Source organism: Muriicola sp. (genome assembly GCF_049669965.1).
In the GTDB taxonomy this organism is placed as follows: Bacteria; Bacteroidota; Bacteroidia; order Flavobacteriales; family Flavobacteriaceae; genus Muriicola.
On sequence record NZ_JBATLB010000208.1, the window covers coordinates 1 to 1,829 of the forward strand.

Sequence of the window (1,829 nt, forward strand, 5' to 3'; positions counted from 1 at the left end):
AAACCCAGGCAAAAGCCTATAGCAGTTCCTTGTATTACTTCCTTGATGTGTTTGGATATTTCTCAGCCAAATGGCAGAATAAGGCATTTGCAGATCAGGTCATTCAAGATCACTGGTATTTGTTTAAAGACAATCCTGTTGGTCTCAAATCACTGGCCTATCTGTATCAGGTTTTAGGTGAAACAGCAAAAGCTCATGAATTGTATAAGGAAGTATTTATTCTCCGTCCTAACTATGCACAGTCTTATAGAGACCTTGCTTTAAGTTATGCGGATACTGGTGATTATAAAAAAGCAGCCGCTATCTATGCGCGTTATGACTATCTCATTGGTGAGGGCTTTATCAGGGCAGAGGATAAAGACTTTACACCGCTGTTAGAACGAGAATTTAGTAATCTGTTACAACTCCACGGCAAGGAACTTACCGGGAAGGACTATTCCAAGGGCCCTTCTTTAAACAGTGATTTTGAGGGAACCAGACTGGTTTTTGAATGGAGTGATAGCGAAGCGGAGTTTGAACTGCAATTCGTAAACCCCCAAAACAAATATTTTAACTGGGAACATAGTATACTGGCAGATCCCAATAGAATTAAGGAAGAAAAAATAAAGGGATATTCCTGCGAAGAATACCTCATAGATGGCAGTTTAACAGGTACATGGCAAGTGAATTTAAAATACCTGGGGAACAAGAGCTTAACGCCTACCTTTTTTAAGGTCACTATCTATTCAAACTTTGGGACCGATTCACAACGCAAGGAGATAAAGCTATTTAAACTACAATTAAAAAATGTGAACCAGGAACTATTCAAGGTTCAGAATTCCATGACGCTTGTATCCAATTAAATCCTGTACCGCCAGTGTATTTTTCCTTTTCGGAATTTTACAGTTTGGTTATGGTCAGCGAGATTACAAGGGGATCATCCTAGATAAGGATACCAATGAGCCTATCCCTTTTGTGAATATCGGTTTTCCAAAAAAAGGCGTCGGAACCGTGAGCGACGAACAGGGGTTCTTTCATCTGGAATTTGAAGCCAACCAATTTAATCCAACCGATATACTTCAGTTTTCATCCTTGGGGTATGGTACCATAAATAAAACGGTCTCTGAACTCAATTTTAGCTATAATGAGTACCCGAAAATTTACATGGTACCCGAGGCTGAGCAATTAAAGGAGGTTGTGGTAACCGATGCCGGATTATTCGAATACAAAGATCCCATAGGATACAAAAATGGGGGGCACCAATTCTACGGCTACTGGAAAGACAATGTCGCTCTGGGGGGAGAACTGGCGACCAAGATCAGAATCAAAAAAGGGCTTCGCAAATTAGATGAGTTTACTTTTGAGGTTCTGGGCAATACCTCGGATAGTGTTTTGGTGAGGATAAACTTTTACAATACCGATGGAAATGACGGCTTCCCCGGCACCAATATCAATACCAGTGGCAAGAATGTTTTGCATACCATAAAATCAGCTCCCGGGGTATCCAGGGTAAACCTGAGTGCATACGATTTATTTGTTCGAGACGACTTTATAGTGAGCCTTGAGTTATTAAAAGTGTACGGAAAAAGTAAAATTGGGTTGGTACTGGCCGCGGCCAATAATCGGTTTACCGATTCCTTTAAAAAATACTCCAGTCAGGATAGATGGGCAATAATGAAAGATGTTGCCATGGCTTACAGGCTAGAATCTACCATGTATTCTAAAAAACAGAAAAAAGTTCCCAAAAGAACACCCAAAGAGGCAGTCACCTCATCTATTTCGGGTTATGTGTTCCACGGCAACATTGCCCTCTCTGAGGTAAAAGTGATAAATCTCAGCAAGGGAGTTAC

The 1,829-nt window shown here is 40.8% G+C and carries 1 protein-coding gene and 1 pseudogene; both read left to right on the top strand.

Annotated features, from left to right (window positions below; all coding sequences use genetic code 11):
- Positions 1–842, top strand: a pseudogene (locus tag WBM49_RS10620) (hypothetical protein); the annotation flags it as partial.
- Positions 829–1,829 (top strand): carboxypeptidase-like regulatory domain-containing protein (locus tag WBM49_RS10625; protein ID WP_424372026.1); only part of this gene is annotated, 1,001 nt, incomplete at its 3' end. The pseudogene WBM49_RS10620 and the gene WBM49_RS10625, both read left to right, overlap by 14 nt.